The 20,784-nt window shown below is 62.4% G+C and carries 22 protein-coding genes; 12 read left to right on the top strand and 10 right to left on the bottom strand.

What is annotated here, in order from left to right; translation table 11 throughout:
- Positions 1 to 31 precede the first annotated feature (31 nt).
- A complete protein-coding gene (locus ACWTU7_RS12410; protein ID WP_455838755.1) occupies positions 32 to 1,528 on the top strand; it encodes an amidase in 1,497 nt (498 codons plus the stop codon).
- A 99-nt stretch (positions 1,529 to 1,627) separates the two neighbouring features.
- On the top strand, positions 1,628 to 2,521 hold the full coding sequence (gene argB, locus ACWTU7_RS12415) for an acetylglutamate kinase (RefSeq protein WP_029347289.1): 894 nt from the start codon (positions 1,628 to 1,630) through the stop codon (positions 2,519 to 2,521).
- 58 nt (positions 2,522 to 2,579) lie between these two features.
- On the opposite strand, the gene ACWTU7_RS12420 is transcribed toward argB, so the two are convergent.
- Positions 2,580 to 3,056 (bottom strand): Lrp/AsnC family transcriptional regulator, encoded by a 477-nt coding sequence (locus ACWTU7_RS12420; RefSeq protein ID WP_029347288.1) that lies wholly within the window; start codon positions 3,054 to 3,056, stop codon positions 2,580 to 2,582.
- A 132-nt stretch (positions 3,057 to 3,188) separates the two neighbouring features.
- Here ACWTU7_RS12420 and phhA point away from each other — a divergent pair, with 132 nt between their 5' ends.
- A complete protein-coding gene (gene phhA, locus ACWTU7_RS12425) occupies positions 3,189 to 4,025 on the top strand; it encodes a phenylalanine 4-monooxygenase (RefSeq protein WP_455838756.1) in 837 nt (278 codons plus the stop codon).
- A gap of 98 nt (positions 4,026 to 4,123) precedes the next feature.
- Here the strand turns inward: phhA and ACWTU7_RS12430 are convergent, their stop codons facing one another.
- From ACWTU7_RS12430 to ACWTU7_RS12440, 3 genes are all read right to left on the bottom strand, one after another.
- Positions 4,124 to 5,548 (bottom strand): GMC oxidoreductase, encoded by a 1,425-nt coding sequence (locus tag ACWTU7_RS12430; RefSeq protein ID WP_455838757.1) that lies wholly within the window; start codon positions 5,546 to 5,548, stop codon positions 4,124 to 4,126.
- The gene (locus ACWTU7_RS12435; RefSeq protein ID WP_455838758.1) at positions 5,545 to 5,700 is read right to left on the bottom strand and encodes a hypothetical protein; all 156 of its coding nucleotides are present in this window, start codon (positions 5,698 to 5,700) and stop codon (positions 5,545 to 5,547) included. Before ACWTU7_RS12435 ends, ACWTU7_RS12430 begins: the two co-directional genes overlap by 4 nt.
- Before the next feature lie 163 nt (positions 5,701 to 5,863).
- Complete coding sequence (locus ACWTU7_RS12440; protein ID WP_455838759.1) at positions 5,864 to 6,625, bottom strand: GGDEF domain-containing protein; 762 nt, start codon at positions 6,623 to 6,625, stop codon at positions 5,864 to 5,866.
- 161 nt (positions 6,626 to 6,786) lie between these two features.
- On the opposite strand from ACWTU7_RS12440, the gene ACWTU7_RS12445 reads away from it, so the two are divergent.
- Positions 6,787 to 7,494 (top strand): pyrimidine 5'-nucleotidase, encoded by a 708-nt coding sequence (locus ACWTU7_RS12445; RefSeq protein WP_455838760.1) that lies wholly within the window; start codon positions 6,787 to 6,789, stop codon positions 7,492 to 7,494.
- Between the two features lie 46 nt (positions 7,495 to 7,540).
- Here the strand turns inward: ACWTU7_RS12445 and ACWTU7_RS12450 are convergent, their stop codons facing one another.
- Positions 7,541 to 8,380 carry an LOG family protein gene (locus ACWTU7_RS12450; RefSeq protein WP_082982714.1) on the bottom strand — a complete coding sequence of 280 codons (840 nt, stop codon included), beginning with the start codon at positions 8,378 to 8,380 and terminating at the stop codon, positions 7,541 to 7,543.
- Positions 8,381 to 8,523: 143 nt separating this feature from the next.
- Between ACWTU7_RS12450 and dapD the strand changes: the two genes are divergently transcribed.
- From dapD to ACWTU7_RS12480, 6 genes are all read left to right on the top strand, one after another.
- On the top strand, positions 8,524 to 9,378 hold the full coding sequence (gene dapD / locus ACWTU7_RS12455) for a 2,3,4,5-tetrahydropyridine-2,6-dicarboxylate N-succinyltransferase (RefSeq protein ID WP_455838761.1): 855 nt from the start codon (positions 8,524 to 8,526) through the stop codon (positions 9,376 to 9,378).
- Positions 9,359 to 9,778, top strand: a complete 420-nt coding sequence (locus ACWTU7_RS12460) for a DUF805 domain-containing protein (RefSeq protein ID WP_166487830.1) — start codon at positions 9,359 to 9,361, stop codon at positions 9,776 to 9,778. The genes dapD and ACWTU7_RS12460 overlap by 20 nt, the downstream gene beginning before the upstream one ends.
- A gap of 21 nt (positions 9,779 to 9,799) precedes the next feature.
- A complete protein-coding gene (locus ACWTU7_RS12465) occupies positions 9,800 to 10,522 on the top strand; it encodes a hypothetical protein (RefSeq protein WP_455838762.1) in 723 nt (240 codons plus the stop codon).
- A gap of 247 nt (positions 10,523 to 10,769) precedes the next feature.
- Positions 10,770 to 11,777 carry a GGDEF domain-containing protein gene (locus ACWTU7_RS12470; protein ID WP_166487829.1) on the top strand — a complete coding sequence of 336 codons (1,008 nt, stop codon included), beginning with the start codon at positions 10,770 to 10,772 and terminating at the stop codon, positions 11,775 to 11,777.
- Between the two features lie 275 nt (positions 11,778 to 12,052).
- Positions 12,053 to 13,252: a succinyl-diaminopimelate desuccinylase gene (gene dapE, locus ACWTU7_RS12475; protein WP_455838763.1), complete on the top strand. Its 1,200-nt coding sequence runs from the start codon at positions 12,053 to 12,055 to the stop codon at positions 13,250 to 13,252.
- A gap of 2 nt (positions 13,253 to 13,254) precedes the next feature.
- Positions 13,255 to 13,848, top strand: coding sequence for a hypothetical protein (locus tag ACWTU7_RS12480; protein WP_029347269.1), 594 nt, complete (start codon positions 13,255 to 13,257; stop codon positions 13,846 to 13,848).
- Between the two features lie 100 nt (positions 13,849 to 13,948).
- Here ACWTU7_RS12480 and truA read toward each other — a convergent pair whose 3' ends face one another.
- From truA to def, 4 genes are read right to left on the bottom strand one after another with little or no spacing between them, the layout of a single operon-like run.
- Positions 13,949 to 14,725, bottom strand: a complete 777-nt coding sequence (truA, locus tag ACWTU7_RS12485; protein ID WP_455838764.1) for a tRNA pseudouridine(38-40) synthase TruA — start codon at positions 14,723 to 14,725, stop codon at positions 13,949 to 13,951.
- An 18-nt stretch (positions 14,726 to 14,743) separates the two neighbouring features.
- A complete protein-coding gene (locus tag ACWTU7_RS12490) occupies positions 14,744 to 15,253 on the bottom strand; it encodes a GNAT family N-acetyltransferase (RefSeq protein WP_029347266.1) in 510 nt (169 codons plus the stop codon).
- A complete protein-coding gene (gene fmt / locus ACWTU7_RS12495; RefSeq protein WP_455838864.1) occupies positions 15,250 to 16,179 on the bottom strand; it encodes a methionyl-tRNA formyltransferase in 930 nt (309 codons plus the stop codon). The genes ACWTU7_RS12490 and fmt overlap by 4 nt, the downstream gene beginning before the upstream one ends.
- A gap of 13 nt (positions 16,180 to 16,192) precedes the next feature.
- Positions 16,193 to 16,735, bottom strand: a complete 543-nt coding sequence (def, locus tag ACWTU7_RS12500) for a peptide deformylase (protein ID WP_065011622.1) — start codon at positions 16,733 to 16,735, stop codon at positions 16,193 to 16,195.
- Positions 16,736 to 16,840: 105 nt separating this feature from the next.
- On the opposite strand from def, the gene ACWTU7_RS12505 reads away from it, so the two are divergent.
- On the top strand, positions 16,841 to 18,115 hold the full coding sequence (locus ACWTU7_RS12505) for a DNA recombination protein RmuC (RefSeq protein WP_095517722.1): 1,275 nt from the start codon (positions 16,841 to 16,843) through the stop codon (positions 18,113 to 18,115).
- 4 nt (positions 18,116 to 18,119) lie between these two features.
- On the opposite strand, the gene ACWTU7_RS12510 is transcribed toward ACWTU7_RS12505, so the two are convergent.
- Entirely contained in the window at positions 18,120 to 18,524 is a 405-nt protein-coding gene (locus ACWTU7_RS12510) for a GFA family protein (protein WP_455838765.1), read from the bottom strand.
- A gap of 610 nt (positions 18,525 to 19,134) precedes the next feature.
- Between ACWTU7_RS12510 and ACWTU7_RS12515 the strand changes: the two genes are divergently transcribed.
- The gene (locus tag ACWTU7_RS12515; RefSeq protein WP_455838766.1) at positions 19,135 to 20,721 is read left to right on the top strand and encodes an adenylate/guanylate cyclase domain-containing protein; all 1,587 of its coding nucleotides are present in this window, start codon (positions 19,135 to 19,137) and stop codon (positions 20,719 to 20,721) included.
- Positions 20,722 to 20,784: the final 63 nt, after the last annotated feature.

Below are 20,784 nucleotides of genomic sequence, written 5' to 3' on the forward strand. Positions count from 1 at the left end.
CGCTAGCCTTCTAATAGCGGGGAGAGCGGCAATGTCGGTTGAACGGGTCTTGTGGGAGCACGACGCAACCGGGCTTGCCAGCTTGGTGCGCAAGGGCGAGATCGCGCCGCAGGAGCTCGTCGATGCGGCGATTGCGCGAGCCGAGGCCACCCGCCCGGACATCAACGCCATCGCCGAGCCGCTTTACGAGGCGGCGCGGACGCGGGCGAAAACCATCGACCGCAAGCTGCCGCTGGCCGGTGTGCCCTTTGCACTGAAGGATCTCGGCATCGCCATGAAAGGCGTACCTACGCATGGCGGCAGCCGCATTCCGGCTTTCGTTGCCGATTTCGATTCGGTGATGACCGAACGCCATCTGGCCGCCGGCCTTGTCCCGATCGCCACCAGCACCTCGCCCGAACATGGGCTGAGGCTGATGACCGAATCCGACGCTTTCGGCATCACCCGCAATCCGTGGAATACGGCGCATACCAGCGGCGGCTCGTCTGGAGGTGCGGCGGCGCTGGTCGCGGCCGGTGTCGTGCCGGTGGCACATGCTTCGGATGGCGGCGGTTCGATCCGCGTTCCCGCCGCCTGCACCGGGCTGGTTGGACTGAAAACCTCGCGCGGCCGCGTGCCGCTGTCGCCGCTCGTCACCGAAAGCTGGTACGGTCTGGTCGTCGACCACGCCGTTGCCCGCTCGGTCCGGGATTCGGCCTTGCTGCTCGACCTAACCCATGGACCCGATCCGCTGTCACCGTATGCGGCGCCGCCGCCGAGAGGAACTTTTGCCGCCGCAGCAGTGCGTGACCCCGGCAAGCTGAAACTGGCCGTCTACCGGAAATCGCCGCTCGGCCTGCCGATATCGGCCGAGACGCTGACGGCGCTGGACACCGCTGTGGCATTGGCGCGCGAAGGTGGCCACACGATCGAGGAGATCGATCTCCCCTATATCGGTCGCGACTTCATCGCCGATTTCGCCAGGACGGTGGCTGCGGCAGTCGCCGGCGCGATGCGCATTGAGGTCTTGCGTGTCGGCCGCTCCGTTTCGGGCGACGTCGAGCGCGCCACCCGTCTGATGAGCCGCTTCGGCGAGATCGTCTCGGCCGGCGAGATCTATGCCGGCCTGCAGCGGCTGCATGCCACGTCGCGCCGCCTGATCACCGAGACCGCGCCGTACGATGCCGTGCTGATGCCGGTTATCGCCCATCCGCCGCTCGCCTGCGGGGCCATGGACCCGAAGGGCGCCGACGCGTTCATAGAGGACGTCCTCGACAGGCTGCGCCTCGCCCGTCTGCTGAAATTCAAGCCGCTGTTCGGCCAGTTGATGGACAAAAGCCTGTGGTTCACGCACTGGCCGGCGATCCAGAACGTCAGCGGCCAGCCGTCGATCGCGCTGCCTGTTCACGTCACCGATGCCGGCCTGCCGCTCGGCATCCAGGCCGCCGGCCGACCCGGCGATGAGGAGACCTTGTTGTCCTTCGCCGCGCAAATGGAGAAGATTTCGGGATGGCAGGCGCGGCGGGCGCCGCTGCGGATGCCGGCATAAAGCGGGCCGATTCCACCTGATGTGACAGCAAAGCCGTTTGCCCCCTGCTCCAATTCCCGCTAAGACGCCGCCGTTCATGCCAAGCTGGGAACCATGCCGATGACGGACGTCGCCGCCACCGCCGAAATGCAGGCCGCGCTGCTTTCGAGGGCACTGCCCTACATGCAGCGCTACGAAAACAAGACGGTCGTGGTGAAATATGGCGGCCACGCCATGGGCGATATTGCGCTCGGCAAGGCCTTCGCCCGCGATATCGCGCTGCTGAAACAATCGGGCGTCAATCCGATCGTCGTCCATGGCGGCGGGCCGCAGATCGGTGCCCTGCTAAGCAAGATGGGCATCGAATCGAAGTTTGAGGGCGGCCTGCGCGTCACCGACCAGAAGACGGTCGAGATCGTCGAGATGGTGCTGGCCGGCTCGATCAACAAGGAAATCGTGGCGCTGATCAATGCCGAGGGCGAATGGGCCATCGGCCTGTGCGGCAAGGACGGCAACATGGTTTTCGCCGAAAAGGCACGCAAGACCTTGATCGACCCGGACTCCAATATCGAGCGCGTGCTCGATCTCGGCTTTGTCGGCGAGCCGGTCGAGGTCGACCGCACGTTGCTCGACCTTCTGGCGCGCTCCGAAATGATCCCGGTGCTGGCGCCTGTGGCGCCCGGCCGCGACGGCCATACCTACAACATCAATGCCGACACCTTTGCCGGCGCCATCGCCGGCGCCTGCCAGGCGACACGCCTTCTGTTCCTCACCGACGTGCCCGGCGTGCTCGACAAGAACAAGAAGCTGATCGATGAGCTGACCGTGGCCGAGGCCAAGGCCTTGATCAGGGACGGCACGGTGTCGGGCGGCATGATCCCAAAGGTCGAGACCTGCATCGAGGCGATCGAGCGCGGCGTTGAAGGCGTCGTCATCCTCAACGGCAAGACGCCGCATTCTGTACTGCTCGAACTGTTTACCGAACACGGCGCCGGCACGCTGATCGTGCCGTGAGCGCAGGCTGACAGCTTGTCGGCCAGAAATCCAGGGCGGCGCAGGCGCCTGGGCGAACTCACCGCCTGAGGTGCCCAAGCGGCACGTGGCCCGGCCCCTTGATGTTCTGCAGCACGAGCTGCGTGTGGACATCGCGCACGCCGTCGAGCCGCATCAGCCGGTGCATGACGAACGCGTTGAGCTCGTCGACCGACGGCACCATCACATGCAGCAGGAAATCGTAATCGCCGGTCATCGTCCAGCACGACGACACCTCGTCCATGCGCTGCACGGCGGCGATGAAGGTTTCGGGCGAACCATCGCTGTGGGTTACGAGGCGCACCTGAATGAACACTTCGACCATCAGGCCGATGGCGCGGCGGCTGAGCACAGCGGCAAAGCCCTTGATGATGCCGGCGCTCTGAAGAGCCTCGAAGCGGCGCGCGCATGGCGTCGTCGAAAGGCCGATCTCCTGGGCCAGTTCGGACACAGGCTTGCGTCCGTCACGTTGCAAGATATCGAGCATCTTGATCTCAAAATCGTCAAACTGAGGCACTTTCACTCTCCTACAGCTTTGCTGTGGTGGCTTTTACCTCAAATCGCGTATTCGAGCCATCATCAAAGCGGATTTGCCTCACCGAACCCGGCTAAACTTTTATGATTAGTCGTGATTTCAGGGAGAACAGCCATGACGATGAGCGTTGCCGATTATGCGCGCGAATGCGCGGCGCAAGGCCTTCGCGGCGACTATTCGGTCTGCCGTGCCGACTTCACCGTGGAGCAGAGCTACAACTACACCGCCGACGAGCAGGCGGTGTGGCGTACACTGTGCGACCGCCAGACGAAGCTTACGCAAAAGCTGGCACACCAGTCCTATCTCGACGGCGTCGCCACGCTGGGCCTGCTCGACAGGATTCCGGATTTCGGTGTCGTCAGCGAAAAGCTGCGCAAGCTTACAGGTTGGGAAATCGTCGCCGTGCCGGGCCTCATTCCCGCACCAGCCTTCTTTGTCCACCTCGCCAACAGGCGCTTCCCGGTGACAAACTGGCTGCGGACGAAACAAGAGCTCGACTACATCGTCGAGCCGGACATGTTCCACGACTTCTTCGGCCATGTGCCGGCGCTGACGCAGCCGGTCTTTGCCGATTTCATGCAGATGTATGGCGAGAAGGCCGAGCATCTGATCGCGCTCGGCGGCGACGAGATGATCAGCCGCCTCTACTGGTACACTGTCGAATACGGGCTGATCCAGGAAGCCGGCCAATCGCTGAAAGCTTTCGGCGCCGGGCTGATGTCGTCCTTTGCGGAACTTCAATTCGCGATTGAAAGCAAGGACGCGCACCATGTCCCCTTCGATCTGGAAACGGTGATGCGCACCAGCTACGAGATCGACAAGTTCCAGCGCGCCTATTTCGTGCTGTCGTCCTTCGACGTTTTGCGCAATGCCTTCCAGAACGTCGCCGATATGGCAGCGATCATCGGACGCCACAAGGGCAAGCCGGCGCTCGACCCGGCGAAACTTTAGACGCTGGCAGGCTCGGACGCTCGCAGCCGATCGGCACGGGCGTTATTGGTGGCGCACTGTCATGACGATCCCTCGGCCGGCCCGGCTGGGCCGGCCTTCTACACGCCGATGAGCTTGCCGAGGTGGTCGCCCAGCCGGCAGGCCAATGCGACGATTGTCGTCGTCGGGTTGCATTCGCCGGACGTGCAGAACACGGAGGAACCGCCGATATAGAGATTGTCCATGCCGTGCACCTTCGAGTTGGCGTCCACCACGCTCTTGGTCACATCCGTGCCCATACGCGTGCCGCCCATATGGTGGTGACCGGCCAGTTCCTCATTAGTCGGATAGTCCCCGCCACTGGCGAGCCAGTCGGCGATGCGCACCCGGCCGAGATCCTTTCGGACGAGCGTCTTGCCGAACAGCCTCAAGCCCTCGATGAGCGTGCGGCGCTCCAGCTCCGACTTTTTCCAGTGCAGTTCGATGCGCGGCACGCCGGCATGGTCGACATCGGTCTTCGACAACCGGATCTGGTTCGAGGCCAGCGGCGCCTGTTCCCAGGCGACATAGAGCTGGGCGGCGCAGCGCAAGTTCTGGCTGAGCTGATAGGATACCCATTCCGCCATCTCGGGCACCGTGCAGGCGAGGTCGGCGATGACGCTTTTGATGCCGGGGTACGGCGTCTCGATCAGCCTGATGCCGAAATTCATGATCTCGAGGCGCTCCATGGCCGCCAGCGTCGGCGAGAAGAAAGCCTCGTTGGTGGCGTCGACCTCGAACTCGCTATAGTCGGCGAGGATGGCATTGCCGCCCTCGAAGGTCGGATGCTCCATCCAATAGCGGCCGAGCGCTGTCGCCTTCGGCACCACGCCGCCGTTCGAGCGCTGGTTCGACCACAGAAGCAGCCGCGAGTTTTCCAAGCCGCCGGTGCATACGATGAAATAGTCGGCGGTGAAAGAGCCGGCATTCTGGCCGTTCGACCACAGTTTGGCGCCGGTTACCCTCTTGCCGTCGCCGGTAAGCTCGGTGGCATAGGTGCTGAGCACCACAGCCACGTTCCTGCTCCTGTCGAGTTCGTCGGCGAATTTTTCACCGAAGCGTACGGCCGGGCTCTTGATCAGCTGCACCCAGCGAATATCGTCCGAGATCGGCACATCCGGCCGGAAGTCGGGAAGTTCCAGCATGTCCTGGACTTCGGGCAGATAGGGCTCGATTTCGGCACGGCTGATCGGCCAGCCGGTATCCGGCGCCCAGTCCTGGCTGTCGAGCACCCGGCACCAGCCGGCCCAGTGATTGGAACTGCCGCCCATGAAGCGCAACCGGGTGATGTCGAGATCGAAATAGGGGTCGCCGACCGTGACGCCGCGGTAGAAATCCTGCGAATCGTCGCTGAACTCGCGGGAGCCTGCCTCCAGCACCACAACCGGAATGCCGGCCGCGCCAAGCTTCCTGGCAATCGTGGTGCCGGCTGGCCCGGAGCCGAGTATGCAGACCTTGGCGGCGAAGTTCGCAGCGCGAAATGCCTCATAGCTGTCGAGGATCAAGTGAGGTCGCTCCTTTTGAGGATCCAACCATTGACCTCGACGATCGCGTCCGGATCGGTATCGGGCAGCTTGCGGAACAGCGACAGGGCCGGCAATGCGATCAGCGCCTGCACGATCGTGCGGCGCGATATTTTCTTGGTGAAGAACCTCATGGCACGTCTCTCGATGGCTTCGATCCACGCATGGCGTTCCCTGAACATACTCGCCAGGAGAAGCCAATTCCGTGCCAAACCTAGCGCCACACTTTGCTTAAGCCGTGTAAGCGGTCTGGCTGAGTCCAAACAGCGTTAGGATTTCCTTAATGAGCGAGACCGCTCAGGCCGCTTCGGAAATGTCCCTGTCCAGGATAGTCAGATTACGGCCGCGATGCTTGGCCTGGTAAAGGCGATGGTCGGCGGCACGCATCAGATCCGATACGCCGGCATCCTCGCCGCAGGTGACACCGCCGATGCTGACGGTGAGGGGTATGACCCGCTCATCGACGGGACGGAAGCGGATCAGTTCGACTTCACGGCGAATGCGTTCGGCGACGCGTTTGGCTTCCTGTTCGGTGGCGCCGACCAGAAACGCACCGAATTCCTCGCCGCCGATGCGGCCGATCACGTCGCCGCTGCGCACGCCGCGCTCGATCGCGCTTGCAATAAGGAGCAACGCCTCGTCGCCGGTCAGGTGGCCGTAGCTGTCGTTGATGATCTTGAAGTGGTCGGCGTCGATGATCAGCAAAGCACCGCGATCGGATTTACGCCGGGAGGCGTCGAGCGCGGCAAAGAAGCTCTCGCGGTTGAGCATGCCGGTCATGTCGTCGCGGCTCGCTTTTTCCGACAGGCGCCGATGCGCTGCGGCGAGCTGGGCATGAGCGCGGGCGAGGTCGCGATGGGCGCTTTTCAACCTCTCGCCCTGCCAGAACGTGTAGGCGCCGGCGATCCAGGCGAGCGCCAGCGGGCAGACCGTGGATGTCAGCCAGATCGTGCGGTTGATCGGAAAGCCCATTGCCGGGACGACGATGAGCGTCAACAAAAGCGAGACCGCGAGGGAGGCGAAAGCGACGGCGGCGGACTTCAGAAATATGCGGCTCATCGCTGGCTCCCCCTGAACCGTCTCTGTGCCAGCAAGCCCTGAATGCCACCTTTCGGCGATGCCTAAATTTTGAATCATCGCGCCATTTCCGCCACTCGCAACGCGCATAAGTTGTGGATAAAGCCTCTGCCAAAAGTATGGTTTCGTGCCATAAGGATTGCATGACCATGCTCCCGGATCCCGCCCGCTTTGCCCATGTCACCGACTGGGTGTTCGACCTCGACAACACGCTCTATCCGCACCATTCGAACCTGTTCTCGCAGATCGACGTAAAGATGACTGCCTATGTCGGAGAACTGCTGACGCTGCCACGCGACGATGCCCGCAAGCTGCAGAAGGAACTCTACCGGGAATACGGCACGACGCTGAACGGTCTGATGGCGCGCCACGGCATCGATCCCGACGACTTTCTCGAGAAGGTTCATGACATCGACTATTCCTGGCTGGTTCCCGATCCCGTTCTCGGCACCGCCATCCGCCAGCTTCCCGGCCGCAAGTTCATCTTCACCAATGGCGACCGCAGGCATGCCGAACGCACCGCGCGCCAACTCGGCATCCTCGACCATTTCGACGACATCTTCGATATCGTCGCTGCCGGGCTGAACCCCAAGCCGGCGCGCCAGACCTACGAGAAATTTGCGGAACTTCACGCCGTCACCGGCCACAATGCGGTGATGTTCGAGGATCTGGCCCGCAACCTGTCCGTGCCGAAATCGCTGGGCATGACCACGGTGCTGGTCGTGCCACGCAACTTCGAGCCGACCTTCTCGGAGATATGGGAACGTGACCCGGCCAGTGAAGATGATGTGGATTTCGTCACCGACGATCTTGCCGAATTCCTCACCGCGATCGTCGACGTCACTGCTTGAGGCAGTTGCTTCGTGCAAAGCCGGATCGATACCGCAGCCCCGCGGCCTAGAGCTTGTAGAAACGGCTGATAATCCCCCAGGCCTCGTCGGCGGTGTCGACGAAATCGATGATGTCCTGGTCGCCGGGGGTGATTGTGCCTTGCTCGGCGAGGAAATCGAGGTCGATCGCCCTTTTCCAGAACGCCTTGCCGAACAGGATCACCGGCACGCGCTCCATGCGGCCGGTCTGGATCAGGGTCAGCGTCTCGAAGAATTCGTCCATCGTGCCGAAGCCGCCCGGAAACACCGCGACAGCCTTGGCGCGCATGACGAAATGCATCTTGCGGACAGCGAAATAGTGGAAGTTGAAACAGAGCTCCGGCGTCACATAAGCATTCGGCGCCTGCTCGTGCGGCAACACGATGTTGAGGCCGATCGACGGTGCGCCAACATCGTCGGCGCCGCGGTTGCCGGCTTCCATGACGCCGGGTCCGCCGCCTGTCACCACGACGAATTCGCGATAATAAGAGGTGGCCGACTGCTGCGAGCAGAGGCGGGCGAATTTTCGCGCTTCCTCGTAATATTTACTGTTTTTCTCGAGGTTCTTCTTCTGCGTCTCGTTTTTGGCCGCCCAGGCTTCGCCGTCCGGCTCGGGGATGCGCGCCCCGCCGAACAGGATGACGGTCGAGCGGATGCCGCGTTCGGCCAGGATCATCTCCGGCTTCAACAGTTCGAGCTGCAGCCTGACCGCGCGCAATTCGCGCCGCGTCATGAAGTCGGGATCGTTCCAGGCCAGCCGGTAGGTCTCGGCACGCGTCTGCGGCGTGTCCGGCACGCTTTTCGACCGCTCCAGATCCTCGTCCGAATGCGGCAGCGGCGTCCACCCCGCCTTTTCCATAGGAGTCATATTACCTGCCCGTCCAATTATTCACTTGCGCCGTCCCGTGACGCAGCCGCGATTGACCCCCACCAAGCCTTCACATAGGGTCCGGCGACTTTCAAAACAGGTTAAGGTGCGGCCCCTTAACAGCTTGGTAATGGAGCGAATTCATGTCGAAGCCCGATCTGGGGAGCCTCGAAAAGACTATCGAAACCGCCTTCGAGGAACGCGAGACGATTTCGACGGCAACCCGCGGCGCGACGCGCGACGCCATCCAGTCAGCGCTGGACCTGCTCGACCGGGGTATCGCCCGCGTTGCCGAGCGCCAGGCCGACGGCAAATGGCATGTCAACCAGTGGCTGAAGAAAGCGGTGCTGCTGTCGTTCCGGCTCAACCCGATGGAGATCATCAAGGGTGGTCCGGGCCAGGCCGTGTGGTGGGACAAGGTGCCGTCGAAATTCGACGGCTGGAGTGCCATCGATTTCGAGAAGGCAGGTTTCCGCGCCGTGCCGTCGTCGATCGTGCGGCGCTCCGCCTATGTCGCGCCAGGTGCCGTGCTGATGCCGTCCTTCGTCAATGTCGGCGCCTATGTCGACAGCGGCACAATGGTCGACACATGGGCCTCGGTCGGCTCCTGCGCCCAGATCGGCAAGAATGTGCATCTGTCGGGCGGCGTTGGCATCGGCGGCGTGCTGGAGCCGATGCAGGCCGGCCCCACCATCATCGAGGACAATTGCTTCATCGGCGCACGCTCCGAGGTGGTCGAAGGCTGCATTGTGCGCGAGGGCTCGGTGCTCGGCATGGGCGTCTTCATCGGCCAGTCGACCAAGATCGTCGACCGCGCCACCGGTGAGGTCTTCTACGGCGAAGTGCCGGCCAATTCCGTCGTCGTCGCCGGCTCGATGCCCGGCAAGCCGTTGCCCAATGGCGAGCCCGGTCCGAGCCTTTACTGCGCCGTCATCGTCAAGCGGGTCGATGCCAGGACCCGTTCCAAAACCTCGATCAATGAACTGCTTCGCGATTGATCCTTCGCAAAAAAACGGACGCACCCGCTTGCTCGACAGACCTCGATTTCTATGGCTTTTCTTCAGCCTTTCCGGGCGAGTGAACCCAAGTGCCTATGTTTTGGCGGGTCTTTTGCCGCTCCTGGTTCAGCTTTTTCTGCTCTACCAGTTCTCGCGAACGCCGCTAGGCACCGCCGCAAGTCAGTACTGGGCGCTCGCCTGGTGGATCGCTGTGGTTGTCTCGACATGGTCGACCTTTGCGCTAACGGCGAAGCGGTTCCACGATTTCGGCAAGCCTACCTACTACGCATTGATCTCTCTCATCGTCGGCGCCATTCTCCTTATCATTTTGGCCTTTTTCAAAAGTGATCCCGGACCCAACCGCTACGGCAAACGCACCAATGCGCCGGCCGAATCCTGAGCGCCGATCGGGTATCTAGCCATGCGCTACCGTACGCTTGATTCGAAACTGATCATCGAAACCGCCGAGCGACTGGAAAAACGCGTCGCCGAGCGGTTTCCCCACGCAGGCTTGCGTGGCGTCGCCATAGAACTTGTGTCGCTGTCGCGTGATCTGGCCAAGGCGGCGAAGGCGCTGGAGGCACCGATCTGGTGGCTGCGCGGCGTCGTCATCGCCGCCATTGCCGCCGGTGCGCTGATGTTCCTGTTCGTCGGCACCATCCTGCCGCTCGGCCGTATCTCGGGAACCGACGATGCCGTCCAGTCGGTGCAAGGCATCGAATCGTTGATCAACATGATCATCCTCGCGGTGCTCGGCTTCCTGGCCTTGATCCGGACCGAGGAGCGCATCAAGCGCAAGCAGGTGTTTCGCAAGCTTCACGGCTTGCGATCGCTGATCCATGTCATCGACATGCATCAGCTGACCAAGGATCCGGCAGCGCTTTCAACCGATTTCAAGCCGACATCGCATTCACCGGCACGCATAACCGACCGTGCCGATCTCGCCCGCTATCTCGACTATTGCTCCGAAATGCTGTCGATCACCGGCAAGGTCGCCGCGCTGTTCGCCCAGTCGGTGAACGACAATGTGGTCGTCGATGGCGTCAACGACATCGAGTCCCTGAGCTCCAACCTGTCGCGGAAGATCTGGCAAAAGATCACGCTGATCGACGGTCCCTTGCGGTCGGCTCGTCCAGGTACCTAAGCTAATCTTAATCACCTTGGTCCAGCATGCGCCGTGGAGACTGTGTCGACCGGCACGGAGCACTCGACTGGCATACGACGAACCCCTGACCAACCCGAAAACGCGCGGAAAGCGAAGCGCCGGCGCGCGGCTGTTCGCCTGGTTCTCTTCACCGATCAGAGCGGAACCGGAAGCCGTCCGCGCGCGGCTTCTCGATACCACTTTCGACCGCAAATTCGCTGTCCTGTTCGGCAGCATCAGCGTCCTGGTGCTGGCAGTCAGCGCCGCGGTCGTCACCGGCGACCGGTGGCCTTACGCCTGGATCGCGGCCGACCTCATCCTGTTTGCCGTCCGCTTCCTGCTGATGCGGGAATGTGAGCGGGCCCGCAAGCGCGGGGGAACGGGGCCGCTGGCAGGCCTCATGGCCGCCGGGGGGCCATGGTCGGTGATTTTCGGCCTCGGCTGTTATGGCTGCGTCGTCAGCGGGCATATGGCGCTCGCCGTGCTGGCTGCCCTGAATGTCGCAGGCGTCGTCGGCGTGGTATCGTCCCGCAACGCAGCCACCCCGCGCTACGCCATATTCGTCATGCTGGCCGTAAGCCTGCCTTTCCTGGTTGGCGCGCTGTTTTCTCCGGCGTCAGGAATGTCTATCGTCGGATTTCAAGTGCCGTTCTATGTGGCCGGCGTCATCATCGTGCTGCTTCAAAATCATGCGATCAACGCCCGCATGATCCGCGCCGAACTGGACAATCGCGATCTGGCGATCAAGGACGCGCTGACCGGCCTGCCAAACCGCATTTTCCTTCAGGAGAAACTGCGCGGCATGTGCAGCGAGCTTGCGGCGCCGGCAGCAAATGGCGGCAGGCCGTTTGCCGTTCTCAGCATGGACCTCGACGGCTTCAAACACGTCAATGACCGCTTCGGCCACGCGGTCGGCGACATGCTGCTGCGCAAGGTGGCCGAACGATTGAAACGCGCTTTCCGACCGGGGGATGTGGTCTTTCGCATCGGCGGTGACGAATTTGTAATCCTGCTGCCCGGCACGTCCGAGATCGAAGCCACCTACCTGGCAAAGCGGGCCATTGAGAAGATTTCGGTACCTTTCGACCTTGGCCTGGGCACCGCAATACCCATCGGGTTGAGCATTGGAAGCGCCTTCGCGCCTGCCGACGGCGGCGAGCCTGAAATTCTTCTCACCTGTTCCGATCACGCGCTCTATGAAGCCAAGCGCACCGGCAAGGGCCGTTACTGGGCACATGTTCGGGCCGCGAACTGACGATCACAGCGATCATTGGGGCCTTTTGTCGCCTCCGTCCAGCATCCCGACTAAAGCGCCGCGTATGACGCGATTCATGCGACGCGCTTTAAGTCTTTGTTCTTATGCAGGTCGTTGTCCCAAAACCGCTGCGCACCCAGGGTCAAGCCCGAGGGCAACTTTTGGGCGACACTCGGCCTGCGGCTATACGGCATGAAAACCATAATCTTGGCGGGATGGCTGGCCCTTATGTCTGGCCGTGACAGGCCTTGCGCTTTCGACTATCGCTTTTGCCCATGACATTGCCGACCGATCCCGCTGCAAATCTCGCCGCGCTCATCCGCTGCCCCTCGGTGACGCCCATTGAGGGCGGGGCACTGAGCACGCTGGAAAAAATGCTGAAACCACTCGGCTTTTCCGTCGAGCGCCCGGTGTTTTCGGACGACGGCACGCCCGATATCGAAAATCTCTATGCGCGGCGCTCCGGCAACGGTCCGCACCTGATGTTCGCCGGGCATACCGACGTGGTGCCGGTCGGCGACGAGGCCTCATGGACGCATCCGCCTTTCGCCGCGGAGATCGCCAAAGGCGAGATGTTCGGCCGCGGTGCAGTCGACATGAAGGGCGGCATAGCCTGTTTCATCGCCGCGGTGGCGCGCCATCTCGGTTCGAAAGGCGGCCTGAAAGGCTCGGTCTCGCTGCTGATCACCGGCGACGAAGAAGGGCCGGCCATCAACGGCACGACAAAGCTGCTCGAATGGGCGGCCGCCAAGGGCGAGAAATGGGATGCGTCTATCGTCGGCGAGCCGACCAATCCCGACGCGTTGGGCGACATGATCAAGATCGGCCGGCGCGGCTCCTTGTCCGGCAGCATCACCGTCAACGGCCGCCAGGGCCACGCCGCCTACCCGCAGCTTGCCGACAATCCGGTGCGCGGGCTGATGACGCTGGTCGAAGCCTTGCTGCACCCCGTCTTCGACAACGGCACCAAGAACTTCCAGCCGACCAATCTGGAGGTGACCTCGATCGATGTCGGCAATCCGGCCACCAATGTCATTCCGGCAAAGGCGACGGCCACCTTCAACATCCGCTTCAACGACACATGGACCGCCGAGACCATCCAGGCGGAAATCCACAATCGCCTCGACAAGGCGGCGAAGCGCAAGAAATACCGGGCCGGCAAGACGACGCCGGTCGATTACGAGCTTGTCTGGCGCGACCGGCCGAGCCACGTCTTCCTCACCCGCGACGACCGTCTGATCGAAGCGCTCAGTGGTTCGGTCAAGGCGGTGATCGGCCGGAAGCCGGCGCTTTCCACCTCCGGGGGCACCTCCGACGCGCGCTTCATCAAGGACTATTGTCCAGTGGTCGAATTCGGGCTGGTCGGCAAGACCATGCACATGGTCGATGAACGCGTCGCGCTTGCCGAGCTCGAGACGCTGACGCAGATCTATCAACGCTTCATCGAAGACTGGTTCGAGCAAGGCGCATCGTAATCATGCTTTCGTCCGATGAAACCTATGCATCGCTGACCGGCGCCTGGCGACTGATGCTCGGCAAGGCCGACGGACTGCGCCAGCTCGACCTTTCGGCCGACGGTTTCTGGAATTCCTTCTTCGCCATCGTCGTCGCGGCACCGGCGCTGATCGTCGGTTGGGTCGGCCTTGCCAACGAGATCGGCGATCCGAGTGCATTCGCGGGCCGGTTCAGCATGCTGATCCGTCTGGCGACGGTCGACATCGGCGCGTGGGTGTTGCCGCTCGTCGGCCTTGCCCTTGTCGCGCCGCGCGCCGGCATTGGCGGGCGTTTTGTTCACTATGTCGTCGCCAGCAACTGGACATCGGCGATCATCGCCTGGATGATGCTGCCAGCAGCGTTGATCGGGCTTTTCCTGCCGTCCACCAACGAATTCGCCGTATTGGCGTCGCTGCTTTTGTTTGCGCTGTCGATGATCCTGACCTGGCGAATGACAAACGTCGTCATCGGCAGGGGCGCAGCTGTCGGTACCGCTGTCTTCGCCGGCATGTTCGTGGCGTCGCTGGTCGTTGTGTTCGGCCTGCGGGCGCTGCTCGGCATCGGCGCGCCGGCTTAATGCATGTCGCCCGAAAGTGCGCAGCGGTTTTGGGACAACGACATGTATAAAAACAGGAACTTAAAGCGCGTCGGATGAATCCTTTCAGACGCGACGCGCTTTAGTCGACCTTCGGATAATCCACACCGACGAGAAGATAATCCACACCGACGAGAAAAAGTCCGTCGGGCGGCGCCACCTGGCCGCAGGCTGCACGGTCGCGCGCATCGAGCGCCGCCTTCAGGTCGGCAGTTGTCCAACCGCCTTCGCCGACGCGCTTCAGCGAACCGACCATGGAGCGCACCTGATTGTGCAGGAACGAGCGCGCCGAGGCTCGCACTTCGATCACGTCACCCAGTCGACCGACATCCAGCCGATCGAGCGTCCGGATCGGGCTGTCGGCCTGGCATTGGGTCGAGCGGAACGTGGTGAAATCATGCCGCCCCAGCAGCACCTTTGCCGCCTCGTGCATGGCCTCGGCGTCGAGACGCTTCGGCACCCACCAGATCTTGCCCTTGTCGAGCGCCGCCGGCGCGCGTCGGTTGACGATGCGGTAGAGATAGTGGCGGCCGATCGCCGAGAAACGCGCGTCGAAGCTATCAGGCACGACAGCCGCCTTGAGGATGGCGATGCGCGCCTTGGCCGTTTGCAGGTGGGCATTGACGGCATCGCGCACCTTGTCATCAGGCCATGCCTTGACGAGATCGACATGCGCCACCTGAGCAGTCGCATGAACGCCGGCATCGGTGCGGCCGGCGCTGCGCAGCGAGACCCGTTCGCCGCAGAATTTCTCGATCGCCTGCTCGATCGCCTGCTGCACCGAAGGCTGGTCTGCCTGACGCTGCCAGCCGGCATAGAGGCTGCCGTCATATTCGATGTCGAGGCGAAAACGCGGCATTCCTAAGCGGGATTGAGGTTAGGCGGCGAGCGCGGAGCTAAAGGCTGAAGCGTAGACCAGTCTGCCGGTCTCAGGCGCCTCGCCCCAGGCCAGCGCCTGCAACGCTTCGCCCTGGTACTCGCTTTCGAACTTTTCGGCGCGCGCATGGCTGTAGCCGAAGCGGCCATAATAGGCAGGATCGCCAAGCACTACCGCCAGCGCCTCGCCGGCTTCCTTCAGGCGGATATGCGCCTCGCGGATCAGCGCGCCGCCGATGCCGGTGCCATGGAATGACGGCTCGACCGCCAGGGGCGCCAGCGCCACGGCCGAAAAGCTCTTGCCGCCGTTCTGCACGAAAAGCCGCGAAAACAGGATATGGCCGACCACCTGTCCATCTTCTTCCGCCACCAGTTCGACGACGGCGTCGCCGCCGCTGACCAGCGCATCGACCAATCCGGCCTCCGCCTGCTGGCCGAATGCGTGTTCCTCGACAAGGCGAATCGCCTCGCGGTCTCGCGGCGTCGCCGCGCGTATCGACATCATGCTCATGAGAACTTCATTCCTTTTTCGAGCTTGGCCCCGTGCAGAAACTCCTGCGCGGCAATGGGCCTTCCGCCCGCACGTTGAACTTCGACCAACCTGATCGCGCCTGACCCGCAGGCGACCGTCAGCCGGTCGTCGAGAATTCCTCCCGGCTCGCCGGCGCCTTGCGAAAGCGTCGAGCGAAGCAGTTTCAGCCGTTCCAGACGGCCGCCGATTTCGGTCTCGCACCATGCGCCGGGAAAGGGCGACAGGCCGCGAATATAATTGTGGACTTCGCCCGCAGGCCGCGTCCAGTCCATGCGCGTCTCCGCTTTATCGATTTTTTTGGCGTAGGTCACCCCCGCCGTCGCCTGAGTCGTAAATGTCAGGGCATCGCGTTCCAGCCGTGCCAGCGCTTCCGCCATCAGCGCGGCGCCAATGAGCATCAACCGATCGTGCAGGTCGCCGGCCGTCATATCGGGTCCGATGGCGCATTTTTCGACCATGGCTACCGGGCCGGTGTCCAGGCCTTCTTCCATCCGCATGACCATCATGCCTGTCTCGGAATCGCCGGCCATGACGGCGCGCTGGATGGGGGCGGCGCCGCGCCAGCGCGGCAACAGCGACGCGTGACCATTGAGGCAGCCGAGCCGCGGCGCCTCGAGAATGGGTTTGGGCAACAGCAATCCATAGGCGACGACCACGGCGACATCGGCCCGCAAGGCGCGGAACACCTGCTGCTCGACCTCGCTTTTCAGCGACACCGGCGTCCGCACCTCGACGCCCAGTTGCTCCGCCTCGCGCTGAACCGGCGACCGCGTCAGTTCCAGCCCGCGGCGACCGGCGGCGCGCGGTGGCTGGGTATAGACGGCTTCTATCTCATGCCCGGCTTCCGCGATCGCCCGCAGCGTCGGAACGGAAAATTCGGGGGTACCCATGAAGATGACGCGCAGGGGCATTTTGAGCCTATCCCACCAACTTGCCCGGCGCCTTGTTGCCTGCCTTGTCCCTGGCGAGCTTCTTGAACTTCTTCACCACCATGTCGCGCTTCAGCTTCGAGATGTGGTCGATGAACAGAACGCCGTTGAGATGGTCGATCTCATGCTGCAGGCAGGTCGCCATCAGCCCTTCGGCCTCGATCTCCTGCAGCTTGCCGTCACGATCGAGATATTTCACCCGCACGGCGGCGGGGCGCTCGACCTCGGCATAGTAATCCGGGATCGACAGGCAACCCTCCTCGTACACCGAGCGCTGATCGGCGCTCTCGAGGATTTCGGGATTGATGAAGACATGCGGCGCCGGCGTCTCGTCTTCCTTGGCGAGGTCAACCACCAGCATGCGCAGCGGTTCGCCGACCTGGATCGCCGCCAGACCGATGCCCGGCGCATCATACATGGTCTCCAGCATGTCGTCGGCCAGTTTGCGCAAAGCGCCGTCGACACGCTCGACCGGCTTTGAAACCTGGCGCAGGACGGGATCGGGAAGGATGATAAGCGGCTTGATCGACATGGCGTCTCACCTAAGACCTCGAATGAAAAGCGTCAACCGGGGCATTTGCAGCGCTGTTCACGTTTTGATCTGTCCCGTCAGGCCGAATCATCTATGCTGTCCAATATGAACGAGTTGACCACCATCCTGTCCGAACCGATCGCCCGGCTCGGCGCCACCACGATCACGCTCGGCCACGCATTGGCATTCGGCGCGATCCTGTTCCTCGGGCTGTTCGTGGCGCTCGTCGTCGCGCTGTGGCGCTCGGCCAAGGCGCGTGCGGTGGCTGCCGCCGAAGCCGCCGACCACGCCCGCGACGCCGAGGCGCGGATGGCCGGTATCTTGCAAAGCCAGGCCGAGATGCAGGGCCGCATGGGCGCCATCGCCGAAGTGTTCGGGGCGCGGCAGGCCGAACTCACACAGTCGATCGGCCAACGCCTCGACGCGATGACCGGCCGCCTCGGCCAGACCATGACCGAGCAGACGAAATCGACGCATGAGAGCCTCGCCAAGCTGCAGGAGCGGCTGGCGGTCATCGATACGGCGCAGGGCAACATCCAGTCGCTCGCCGGCCAGGTCGTTCAGCTTCAGGCGATCCTCTCCAACAAGCAGACGCGCGGCGCCTTCGGCCAGTCGCGCATGGAGGCGATCGTCGCCGACGGCCTGCCGCACGGCGCCTATGAATTCCAGGCGACCCTGTCGAACGGAAGCCGGCCCGACTGCCTGGTGAAGATGCCGAATGGGGCGCCCGCACTTGCCATCGACGCCAAGTTTCCGCTGGAGGCCTGGAATGCCATCCGTGCCGCCGAAGGCGCCGATTTGCAGAAGGTCGCCGCACAAGCTTTCCGGCGCGATATTGAGGTGCATGTCCGCGATATTTCCGAAAAATACCTGATCCAGGGCGAGACACAGGACACCGCCTTCATGTTCGTTCCGTCGGAATCGGTGTTCGCCGAGATCCACGAGAATTTCGAGGGGATTGTCCACAAAGCACACCGCGCCCGAATAGTCATCGTCTCGCCGTCGCTGCTGATGCTGTCGATCCAGGTCATCCAGGCGATCCTGAAGGACGCCCGCATGCGCGAGCAGGCGCATCTGATCCAGGGCGAAGTCATCCGGCTGATGGAGGATGTCTCGCGCCTCGACGAGCGGGTGCGCAAGCTGCAGAGCCATTTCGGCCAGTCGGCGAAGGATATCGACGACATCCTCGTCTCGACGTCGAAGGTGACCAAGCGCGGCCAGAAGATCGAGGCGCTGGAGTTCGGCGCGCAGCCGACGGAGGAAGACGCCGGATCGGCCGGGACGACACATGGGACCGGCGCGAGGGCCGAAGCAGGCGCACGCGTCGCCGACTCCAAGACCGGCCAGCTGAGGCTAAGGGTGGTCGAAGGGGACGACTGAGAGGCTACTGCTCCTCCACGATCGTCGTGCCTGCGAATTCCGGCAGCCAGTGCAGCGCCGAGCGGTGCCAGATCTGTTTTCTCGGGATCAGTTGTTCGCGCTGTCGCGCCGTGCCGACCCTGATGCCGTAGACTTTCGGCCCGTCGCCGACCAACGTGGCATAGAGATGCGAACCGCACTCGCCGCAAAAAGCTTGGGCGCGCCTGGCGCCGCTCGGTGCGGTCTTGATGTAGATCTTGGGCGTGCCCTTGGTGATCCGGTAGTGGTCCTCCGGCGCCGGCACGGTCACGCGGAAGGCCGTGCCCGTCAGTTGCTGGCAATCGGTGCAGTGGCAGATACTGGTCTTTTCCGGATCGACTTCCGCCTCGTAAGTGATGGCGCCGCAATGGCACCCGCCGTCGATCTTCATTTTCATTCCTCCCAAAATCCGTTCGGCAATGCTCGAGCGAGGTGCGCCCGTTTGGACAAATAGTATGTGGCCAGCGCCGCGTAGATCACTTTCGGGACCCGCCATGCGCCGCCATGGTGTACCGCATCGTTTCCATCCGCTGTGAGCCTATCGATCCATGCGCCGAAGCTCCACACGCAGCACAACGCACGAGCCGTCCAGTCGTTCAAAGCGATAGGCCAAAGCCCTAGAGAGTCGGACAGTGGCTTTGAGCGTTCCTTCTCCAAGCGTGAGAACAGTCCAGTTGGCCGGGCGCCGCAGGATACGCTTCGCGGGACACTTTCTTTTCCGAAGCGCTCTCCGGCCGCAGAAGTCTCAGCCTTGCCGCAGGTGAACTTCTGACCCTGAGCCGTTATCCCGGAGCGCGTTCCGGGCCCCAACCGATTTGCGATATCCCCTTCACTGATTCACTGCCCGTCTATTCGCTGTGAGGGTGGGGCTTAGCAACAACCGCTCGAGGTCGGTCGGTCGTTGCAGGGCTGACGTGTTTTCATCGAGCCAAGACTGACGCTAGTACCTTGCCGGGAATGAGCTATAATTCAGATGCTAGTGACTGCCGGGCGCTTGCACAATGGCTGGACTGGGTGAACAGATTGCGCGTCAGCAGCGCACCATGGGACCGCTCCTGGTAGCGGCAGTGGTCATTGGCCTTATAGGTCTGCCCGTCGCAGCCTGGCTCGACCTCCGAGACCTATCGGAACGGATGCTGCGCACGCAAGCCAGCGAAATCAGCCGGATCATCGACGAAATGCGCGGATTCTACGGCAGCGAAGTCGTGGGACGCGTGCTGCAAGCAGACGATGCCGTGACCGCGACGCACAACTACCGGGACGTGCCAGGCGCGATCCCTATTCCAGCAACCCTCTCGATCGAACTCGGCAAGCGCATCAGCGCTCACGACGGGTCCGTCAAATATCGGTTCGTCTCGGATCTACCTTTCAAAGGTCGCGACCCCCATCAGCTCGATGCATTCGAGCGGAATGCAATCTTTGCTTTGCGCGCCAACCCGAGGGAGCCGATCATCGAAGTCTCGGGTTCGCTGTTTGACCGGCACGTCCGCGCCGCGGCCCCGGTTGTAATGGGACAAGTCTGTGTTACCTGCCATAACTCACACCCGGACAGCCCCAAGACGGACTGGACGGTTGGGGATGTCCGAGGGATCCAGGAGATATTAGTCAATCAACCCATCGCTGCGAACGTCTTCGCTTTCAAATATCTGCTCCTATATTTCGGCTTCGCGGCGGCGGCGGGCCTGACGTTCATTCTCCTGCAGCGTCGTCAGTCCGCCTTGGTTCAGGGCATCAATAAAGAGCTTTCCGAGGCAAACGACTTCCTGGCCGCGATTTCATTGAAGATCGCCAAATACCTCTCGCCGCAAATTTACAAAAGCATCTTCAGCGGCCAGAAGGACGTCACCATCGCGACCGAGCGCAAGAAGCTCACGATCTTTTTTTCCGACGTCAAGGATTTCACCGCGATCGTGGAACGGCTCCAGCCCGAGGACCTGACGGTTCTCCTCAACGAGTATTTCACCGAGATGTCGACGATCGCGCTCAAACACGGCGCCACCGTGGACAAGTTCATCGGCGACGCGCTTCTTGTGTTCTTCGGAGACCCCGAGACGCAAGGCATCGAGGAAGACGCGAGAGCCTGCTTGCGCATGGCTGTCGACATGCAGCGTCGGCTGGAGCAGTTGAACAGGGTGTGGCGTGACCGCGGAGTTGAACGGCCCTTCCAAGCTCGCATGGGCATCAACACGGGCTATTGCAATGTTGGAAACTTCGGTTCCGATGATCGGATGGACTACACGATCATCGGAGCCGAAGCGAACTTGGCGGCCCGTCTGCAGTCGATTGCCGAGCCCGGCGGCATCTGCCTCAGCTATGAGACTTACGCGCTCGTCCGCGACCTTGTCCGGGCGCGTCCGTTAGCACCGATTGCCATGAAGGGGATCAGCCGGGAGGTTGTCCCCTACGAAGTCGAGGGCCTCCTGGGTGAACTGGCCCAGCGCCCTCAGGTCATCAGCGAGCACGCGACTGGCCTCGACTTGTTCCTCGATGTTGAGGCAATCGACGAGAACGGGGTCGAGCGGGCGAAGAAACGACTTTCGGAGGCGCTCCTGGCCTTAACCATCCGAAGCAAGCCCGCCGCTTCTTAGGTTTTTGAACGTCTGACCGCATTTGAGACTTCAACGAAGTGATCTCCATGCCGTGTGGATTTA

It is taken from the genome of Mesorhizobium sp. BHscii (assembly GCF_053848065.1).

What these genes read in the sequence shown, in the direction of transcription:
- ACWTU7_RS12410 (WP_455838755.1), top strand. Translation starts at nt 32, where the DNA reads ATGTCGGTTGAACGGGTCTTGTGGGAGCACGACGCAACCGGGCTTGCC.
- argB (WP_029347289.1), top strand. Translation starts at nt 1,628, where the DNA reads ATGACGGACGTCGCCGCCACCGCCGAAATGCAGGCCGCGCTGCTTTCG.
- phhA (WP_455838756.1), top strand. Translation starts at nt 3,189, where the DNA reads ATGACGATGAGCGTTGCCGATTATGCGCGCGAATGCGCGGCGCAAGGC.
- ACWTU7_RS12435 (WP_455838758.1), bottom strand. Translation starts at nt 5,700, where the DNA reads ATGAGGTTCTTCACCAAGAAAATATCGCGCCGCACGATCGTGCAGGCG.
- ACWTU7_RS12440 (WP_455838759.1), bottom strand. Translation starts at nt 6,625, where the DNA reads ATGAGCCGCATATTTCTGAAGTCCGCCGCCGTCGCTTTCGCCTCCCTC.
- ACWTU7_RS12445 (WP_455838760.1), top strand. Translation starts at nt 6,787, where the DNA reads ATGACCATGCTCCCGGATCCCGCCCGCTTTGCCCATGTCACCGACTGG.
- ACWTU7_RS12450 (WP_082982714.1), bottom strand. Translation starts at nt 8,380, where the DNA reads ATGACTCCTATGGAAAAGGCGGGGTGGACGCCGCTGCCGCATTCGGAC.
- dapD (WP_455838761.1), top strand. Translation starts at nt 8,524, where the DNA reads ATGTCGAAGCCCGATCTGGGGAGCCTCGAAAAGACTATCGAAACCGCC.
- ACWTU7_RS12460 (WP_166487830.1), top strand. Translation starts at nt 9,359, where the DNA reads ATGAACTGCTTCGCGATTGATCCTTCGCAAAAAAACGGACGCACCCGC.
- ACWTU7_RS12465 (WP_455838762.1), top strand. Translation starts at nt 9,800, where the DNA reads ATGCGCTACCGTACGCTTGATTCGAAACTGATCATCGAAACCGCCGAG.
- dapE (WP_455838763.1), top strand. Translation starts at nt 12,053, where the DNA reads ATGACATTGCCGACCGATCCCGCTGCAAATCTCGCCGCGCTCATCCGC.
- ACWTU7_RS12480 (WP_029347269.1), top strand. Translation starts at nt 13,255, where the DNA reads ATGCTTTCGTCCGATGAAACCTATGCATCGCTGACCGGCGCCTGGCGA.
- truA (WP_455838764.1), bottom strand. Translation starts at nt 14,725, where the DNA reads ATGCCGCGTTTTCGCCTCGACATCGAATATGACGGCAGCCTCTATGCC.
- ACWTU7_RS12490 (WP_029347266.1), bottom strand. Translation starts at nt 15,253, where the DNA reads ATGAGCATGATGTCGATACGCGCGGCGACGCCGCGAGACCGCGAGGCG.
- def (WP_065011622.1), bottom strand. Translation starts at nt 16,735, where the DNA reads ATGTCGATCAAGCCGCTTATCATCCTTCCCGATCCCGTCCTGCGCCAG.
- ACWTU7_RS12505 (WP_095517722.1), top strand. Translation starts at nt 16,841, where the DNA reads ATGAACGAGTTGACCACCATCCTGTCCGAACCGATCGCCCGGCTCGGC.
- ACWTU7_RS12510 (WP_455838765.1), bottom strand. Translation starts at nt 18,524, where the DNA reads ATGAAGATCGACGGCGGGTGCCATTGCGGCGCCATCACTTACGAGGCG.
- ACWTU7_RS12515 (WP_455838766.1), top strand. Translation starts at nt 19,135, where the DNA reads ATGGCTGGACTGGGTGAACAGATTGCGCGTCAGCAGCGCACCATGGGA.